General features: G+C 56.3%; 6 protein-coding genes and 2 pseudogenes. 7 read left to right on the forward strand and 1 reads right to left on the reverse strand.

Annotated elements, in window-relative coordinates; genetic code table 11:
• Positions 1-260: 260 nt before the first annotated feature.
• Entirely contained in the window at positions 261-887 is a 627-nt protein-coding gene (locus tag J2Y48_RS10410) for a Crp/Fnr family transcriptional regulator (RefSeq protein ID WP_310416757.1), read from the reverse strand.
• A 325-nt stretch (positions 888-1212) separates the two neighbouring features.
• Between J2Y48_RS10410 and J2Y48_RS10415 the strand changes: the two genes are divergently transcribed.
• The 7 genes and pseudogenes from J2Y48_RS10415 to J2Y48_RS10445 all read left to right on the forward strand — a co-directional run.
• Positions 1213-2031 carry a phosphatase PAP2 family protein gene (locus tag J2Y48_RS10415; protein WP_310416761.1) on the forward strand — a complete coding sequence of 273 codons (819 nt, stop codon included), beginning with the start codon at positions 1213-1215 and terminating at the stop codon, positions 2029-2031.
• A gap of 45 nt (positions 2032-2076) precedes the next feature.
• Positions 2077-2481, forward strand: coding sequence for a YcgJ family protein (locus tag J2Y48_RS10420; protein ID WP_310416762.1), 405 nt, complete (start codon positions 2077-2079; stop codon positions 2479-2481).
• A 42-nt stretch (positions 2482-2523) separates the two neighbouring features.
• Positions 2524-3312 carry a hypothetical protein gene (locus tag J2Y48_RS10425; RefSeq protein ID WP_310416764.1) on the forward strand — a complete coding sequence of 263 codons (789 nt, stop codon included), beginning with the start codon at positions 2524-2526 and terminating at the stop codon, positions 3310-3312.
• Between the two features lie 231 nt (positions 3313-3543).
• The gene (locus J2Y48_RS10430; protein WP_405030203.1) at positions 3544-4308 is read left to right on the forward strand and encodes a transporter; all 765 of its coding nucleotides are present in this window, start codon (positions 3544-3546) and stop codon (positions 4306-4308) included.
• 108 nt (positions 4309-4416) lie between these two features.
• Positions 4417-4509 (forward strand): annotated as a pseudogene (locus J2Y48_RS10435) (IS6 family transposase); the annotation flags it as partial.
• Positions 4510-4865: 356 nt separating this feature from the next.
• Positions 4866-5921 (forward strand): DUF1254 domain-containing protein, encoded by a 1056-nt coding sequence (locus J2Y48_RS10440; protein WP_310416767.1) that lies wholly within the window; start codon positions 4866-4868, stop codon positions 5919-5921.
• A gap of 406 nt (positions 5922-6327) precedes the next feature.
• Positions 6328-6521 (forward strand): annotated as a pseudogene (locus J2Y48_RS10445) (hypothetical protein); the annotation flags it as partial.

Below are 6521 nucleotides of genomic sequence, written 5' to 3' on the forward strand. Positions count from 1 at the left end.
GATATCGTTGAAAACCCACAAGGGGCATCGCGCACCCCGCACGGAGCGTTGGCCGATTTGGGGCCGATGGCCGACCGTCCGCTGCTGGGATACCAACACGAAAAGCGGACATCAGAGTCCTTGCCGCCAAGGTCTGGGATTAGGCCCCGAGACTGACAGGATCGCTCTTCTTCCTTCGATGGTGGACATCATACTCGACTTCCTTGGAAGGAGCGGACCCCACTACAATCAGCACATTGAGCGCCGACCACTGCAGGAAGTCAGTCGCCGAGTTCCTCTTCAGCGCATCGTCGCAACGCCAGAGCGTTAGTGATCGTTATGGTTCGATAACCGATATCGACCCAGCCGGCTTGCGCAAAGCGCTTGATTGCACCGTTGACCTGCTTGCGCGACGCGTTCGCCATGATGCCGAGATTCTCCTGTGAAACAGAGAGTGACGCACCTGATTTCCACGACATGCGATGCAGGACCGACGCCACTCTGGAGCTCGCGCTCTTTCTTTGCAGATCGTGCACGACACGCAGCAGGACGTCCGACGAGAGGATGGACATGACCCCGAAAGCCCGTATGACCTTCGGATCGGCTGCTGCCATCTGCTCCATCACATCCAGTGGTACGTGCATCACCCAGGTTTCGCTTCGGGCACATAGTTCGATTCGCCTTGGCTCACCGGTCATGAAACTGTCTTCGCCCGTCCATCCGCCGGGCAAAGCGATATGGATCAGGCGCGGCATCGAATCGAGAGGCGCCGTGTCCACGGTCACCGTTCCCGAGACCAGCCCGTAGATGCCTCCAGGCGGATCGCCTGGCCGAAACATGATCTGGCCAGCATCAAACTTGAGAAGCAACGCATTCTGTAGCAACCGCGCTCTGAAGGCTTCGGACATGTGAGCCAGCCAGCCGTCGCCGCATATGATGCGCTCTGCTGCATCCCGAGACATACGTACCATTTTTCCCCTCAATTGTCCGGTTTGACACAGTGCTTCGAGGAAAATCTATGTACGAAGTTTTCAAGTTTGGCAAAGCAATGTGGCGAAATGGAGAAGGAAACTATTGATCATTTTGGTTGACTATTAGCCACTGCTTATTTGGCTGCGCGCTCTGTCAATCTAGTGAATCCGTCAGTTTATTTCCTGCAATTATCCTTTTACGTTTGAGGATATTCGAATATATGCTTTCGCTATTTTTGACAGATCGTTAGGCGGGCCTCATATGCTAAAAAATATCCATAAATCTGCTCTGTTGTCGGCGATCTTATTTGTCGGCTTTGGCATAGGCTCGGCTGGTGCGGAAAGTGCATCCCAGCCGGAAATCACCGATCCTCATTTTCAGTTGGCGCCGGGATATCTCGCGGAAAAGGACTTGCCCGACAGCCTTGTGCTGCTCGGCCCGCCGCCGGCGGACGATAGTGCGGCGCTTGCGCGTGACGAAGAGTTCAGAGCCGCAACCATACCGCTGCGTGGTACGCCGCGCTGGGATCTGGCGCGTGCAGACGCTGATCTGCAATTTCCGCAGCCGGCGAAAAACTTCTCCTGCGCGATGGGCGTCGATATCACGGAGGAAAAGACACCTCATCTGTATCGCTTGATGCAGAAGGTCCTGACCGATGCTGGCCTGTCGACGTATGGGGTGAAGAATACCTACAATCGCACGCGTCCTTTCGTGGTCCACAATGAAGGCACCTGCTATCCCGATCAGGAGCCGCTGCTGCGAACCGACGGCTCGTATCCCTCGGGCCATACGGCGGCTGGCTGGGCCTGGGCGCTGGTGTTGGGCGAAATCAGCCCGAAACGCGCCGATGCCCTGATGAAACGCGGCATGGAATTCGGCCAGAGCCGCGTAATTTGCGATGCACATTGGCAGAGCGACGTCGATGCGGGACGCATCATGGGTTCGGCGACGGTCGCAAAACTGCATAACAATGCAGAGTTCCTCTCGGATGTCGCGGCGGCACGCGACGAATTGAAGACTGCCGGGGCGGCTGAGGCATCAAGCTGCGTTGCGGAGGAAGCCGCTCTGTCGGCGCGATAAGACAATAGGCTTCTGTACAATTTTCAGTATTCCACGAGCCGGTTGATGTTGCGTCCGGCCCTGCCCTCAGCAAACAGCCGCAATACGGTGGTCCCCATGCAAACAAGAAAAAGCCTCCTGCCTCTCGTGGGACTGCTGGCTGCAGCGTTTGCGACACCCGCTTCGGCGAACGGGCTACGCTCACCGGAGAAAGGCGTGCTCTGTGATCGCTACATGTGCGCCGACAATACGGGCGTTTCGCGCCGGTTGACGCAAAAGCACCTTGGCAAGAAGGCTGCAATAAAGCTGTTTTCACAAGGTGATTTCGACCGGACGAAGTTCACGTTTGCCAATGGCATCTTCTGCGACGTCAAAGAGCGGCTATGCCGCGAAGACAGATACTTCGATGCGAAAGGCAAGCGAAGTGGCGCAATCAGCAGGTCGTACACGCGTCTCCTGTTTCGCCGGTAAACATTCCTTCGCCGGCGGGCGTCGGCCGTTATCGAGGAGAAAATGAAGCTTTTTTCAGTATGCTCAATTGTATTCGCATCGGCTTTGACGCTTTCGCCTTCGGCGAATGCTGCGGACAAGCAGTTCCTGCCATTCCAGCCCGGAGCCGACAGCACCTCGTCCGGATGGCAGTTCAATGCCAGCCCGTATTTCTGGGCTGCCGGCATCGACGGAACCGTCGGGCAGTTTGGCCTTCCGCCGGCGAGCGTGAAGTCCGACTTCGGCCATATACTCAAGGATCTGGATTTCGCCTTCATGGGCGTGGCTGAGGGCAGATATGACCGTTTCAGCGTTTTCAGCGACGTTATCTACACGAAGCTGTCTGCAGGTGACCACAGCCCCGCCGGGATTTTGACGAACAAGATCGGTGTGACGTCCGAGACGATTTCGGGCCTGGTGGGAGGCGGCTACAGCCTGCTGACCAATGGCCGAAGCCATCTGGCCGTGACTGCCGGGGTGCGCTTCTGGTACGCGAGCACCCGGGTATCTTTCTCCGGCGACGTCCTCGATGGCGTAAGCCGCGAAGACAGCGCCACCTGGGTCGATGCGGTCGCAGGTTTCCGTGGAACGTATTTCCTCACGGATCAATTCTACCTCACGGGTTGGGGGAATGTCGGCGCCGGGCAGGCCGATCTTGATTGGGATGTCGCAGGTGCCCTCGGCTACCAAATCAAGGATAGCATTTCGGCAGTGGCCGGATATCGCGCGATGGGCGTCGACTACAGCTCCGGCGGCTTTGACTATGACGTCGTGCAGAAAGGCCCGATCCTGGGGTTGGTTTTCCATTTTTAGACGCAATGCAACGGCGTCTCCGTGAACGAACGCCTGGCATTGCAGCATATCTGACGTTTTGGCGGTTCTTTCACTGTAACGGCGGATGTTTTGCGCGCGTTAAGTCCAATTAGTGCTGCCTCGGCAGCAATCGAATTAATCTTACGAGTGGCAATTGACATGAGAAACTCAAGCAGCAGCCGGACGATTTCAGTTGAGGCTTCTATGATACCGAAATCGCTCCTGCTTCTGATGGCGGCGGCCAGCCTGGCCGGTACGGCTGCCGCAGAGGACGCCGATCTTGCCAAGCAATTGTCGAATCCCGTGGCGTCGTTGATTAGCGTTCCGTTCCAGTTCAACTATGACAAGGGCTATGGTCCCGCTGACGGCGGCAAATCGGTTCTGAACATCCAGCCGGTCATTCCGTTCTCGATCAACGAGGACTGGAATGTCATTTCCCGCACGATTGTTCCGGTCATCTCACAGCACGATATTGCGGGGAGATCGGGCAGCCAGTTCGGTCTCGGCGATATTGTGCAGAGCTTCTTCTTTTCACCCAAGCAGCCAACCGCCGGTGGGATAATCTGGGGCGCTGGGCCCGCCTTTCTGCTGCCTACGGGAACCGATCCGCTTCTCGGCGCAGAGAAATGGGGGCTCGGTCCGACAGGGGTCGTGTTGAAACAGGAGGGGTCCTGGACATATGGCGCGCTCGGCAATCACATCTGGTCTGTCGCCGGTGACAACAAGCGGTCGGACGTCAGCTCCACATTTCTGCAACCCTTTGTCTCCTATACAACGAAGAACGCTTGGACGATCGGGCTCGACACCGAGAGCACTTATGACTGGAAAGGCGCCCACTGGAGCGTGCCTGTCAACTTTACAGTATCGAAGCTCGCGGTGATCGGTAAGCAGCCGGTAAGCTTCTCGGTCGGCGCACGCTACTGGGCTGCGGCACCCGACAACGGTCCGGACGGTTGGGGTGTGCGTGCCGGCATCACCTTTCTCTTCCCCAAGTAGAACGCCACCCGTTTTCGATAAGAAGGTCGAAATTCCGGTTAGGAGTGTCGTCACATAAACACGCTGTCAGTGAGTGAGGCGCAGAGTTGGTGGGGGTGAAGAACACAGTTGCACTTTCGGTTCCCGTTGAGCCCGCACCTGGTCGAGGAATTGCTGCTGGAGCGCGGCATCGTCGTTTCGTATGAAATGATCCGCCGATGGGTTCCAGGCTACAAAGAAAGCAGGCATGCCACACAATGCGTTCGGCGTCTGCCCGCGACATGCGAATTACTTTTCTATCCTCAATTGTCCGATTTGACCCAGTTCATTGCCTGAAGGCTGTGTATCAACTTTCACGCTAGAAAAAGGAGACCACGAGACACGGAGGTATTGGTCGCTCAGCGAGAAATCTCAAAGTGATAAAGCCATCCGGACCCCAGAATGTTGCTCGCGTGGTTTGCACCTTGCAGCCGGCCGGCCACTACGGCGAGACATCTCTTGCCTTCTTTTTCATCGCCATTGAATTGCTCGGCCATCCGCAGGTGGCCTTCCAGGATTGCATATTGAGGAGCCGTTGCATGCTGCAGAAAATCTACCAAATGGCTGTGTTCTCGGCCGTCGCACTAGTTAGTCAAGGCATTGGCCTGGCCGGTGTGGCATTTGCCGAGTCGCGAGACAGCAAGATGCCCGTCACCGTTGACAATTTCGTCCGCGCTGAGACCGACCATTACCTCTCAGCCAACGCAAAGGACATAGGCGGACTGGGCAAGTTTAAGCACTCTCGGGAGCCCGTATCGATCGATAAGCAAACGGTCATCCGTATGAATCGGGATACGCTTTATTCGTTTGCAGTGTTTGATCTTGCTGGTGGGCCGGTAACGCTCTCGCTGCCTGACGCGGGCAAGCGCTATATGTCGATGATGGTCGTCGATCAGGATCACTACCTGCCAATCGTCGCCTACGGGACGGAACCGGTTGAGCTGACGCAGAAATCGGTTGGCACCAGATATGCCTTCGTCGCTGTCCGGACGCTGGTTGATCCCAACGATCCGAAGGATCTCGACGAGGTCCACAGGCTTCAGGATGCAATAAAGGTCAGCCAGAAGGAGACAGGGAAGCTTGACCTTCCAAACTGGGATGAAGAAGACCTCACAGACATCCGCAATGGGTTGCTCATGCTCGCAAAACATCAGACGTCGTATCACGGTTCCTTTGGAGCCCGCGGCCAGGTCGATCCGATCCAGCACTTAATTGGCACAGCCTCCGGATGGGGTGGTATTCCGGAAAAGGACGCCATGTACCCGAGTTTCACTCCCGCGAAAAACGACGGCAAAACGGTCTACACTCTCAACGTGCCAAAGACCGTGCCGGTGAAGGCTTTCTGGTCGATCAGCGTCTACAACCCAAAAGGCTTTTTCGAGAAAAACGCCTACAATGCCTATTCGGTCAACGACATCACCGCGGAGAAGAATGCGGACAGTTCGGTGACTGTCCAGTTCGGCGGCTGTGACGGCAAAGTCCCAAACTGCCTGCCGATCGTTGAGGGTTGGAACTACACCGTACGGCTTTATCGTCCGGAACAATCCATCGTCAGCGGCCAGTGGAAGTTCCCGGAGGCCAAGCCCTTAAACTGAGCCTCATCGGCAAACGCGAGGCCGCGATGATTTCCATTTATTCCTTCTCGTCAAGTTGGGATCGCGGCTTTGCCAATGTGAATATGTTGGAAGTTCGATCAACTGTTTCGAGTGCTGCTTTGCTTTCATGCTCAGCCGTTTCAGGTCAGTTTGGGTCTCTATCAGCGAGTCGACGCTATCTGGGCGGAGGAACTGGGTCAGTGAACGGCAAGTCCTCCGCCGCCTGCCGCCGCGGCATATCGGGCGTTGCCGTTGGAGTGCGCTCCATTAACCGGGACGTAGGTAGGTTTGAGCGCGCGATAGACGCGTTCTTTTCCAGGCCAGGAGACGCGATCTCGCAAACCGAGACAAGTACTGTTCGGATCCAAATAGGTTACCAGATCATATTGAAGAAGTGGCTTGGTAGATGAACGAGATTGCTACTCCGACCCCAGCGAAAATGAATGAGGAAGAGTCTTCCCTGCGCCCCGATCCCGTTCTGGGTGAATTTCTCGCCTCCCATGGCGGACCTTTCTTCGAGTTGCAGGCGCAATTTAAATTGCTCCGGCAGAACGCGCTTCGCGTCGGATCTCGCGCGGCCTTGTTCGTCGCCTTGGCTTG

This window comes from Mycoplana sp. BE70 (genome assembly GCF_031455855.1).
In the GTDB taxonomy this organism is placed as follows: Bacteria; Pseudomonadota; Alphaproteobacteria; order Rhizobiales; family Rhizobiaceae; genus Mycoplana.

Excerpts from the sequence above, each read along its gene's own strand:
- J2Y48_RS10440 (WP_310416767.1), top strand. The coding sequence starts at position 4,866 with ATGCTGCAGAAAATCTACCAAATGGCTGTGTTCTCGGCCGTCGCACTA.
- J2Y48_RS10420 (WP_310416762.1), top strand. The coding sequence starts at position 2,077 with ATGTTGCGTCCGGCCCTGCCCTCAGCAAACAGCCGCAATACGGTGGTC.
- J2Y48_RS10425 (WP_310416764.1), top strand. The coding sequence starts at position 2,524 with ATGAAGCTTTTTTCAGTATGCTCAATTGTATTCGCATCGGCTTTGACG.
- J2Y48_RS10415 (WP_310416761.1), top strand. The coding sequence starts at position 1,213 with ATGCTAAAAAATATCCATAAATCTGCTCTGTTGTCGGCGATCTTATTT.
- J2Y48_RS10430 (WP_405030203.1), top strand. The coding sequence starts at position 3,544 with ATGGCGGCGGCCAGCCTGGCCGGTACGGCTGCCGCAGAGGACGCCGAT.
- J2Y48_RS10410 (WP_310416757.1), bottom strand. The coding sequence starts at position 887 with ATGTCCGAAGCCTTCAGAGCGCGGTTGCTACAGAATGCGTTGCTTCTC.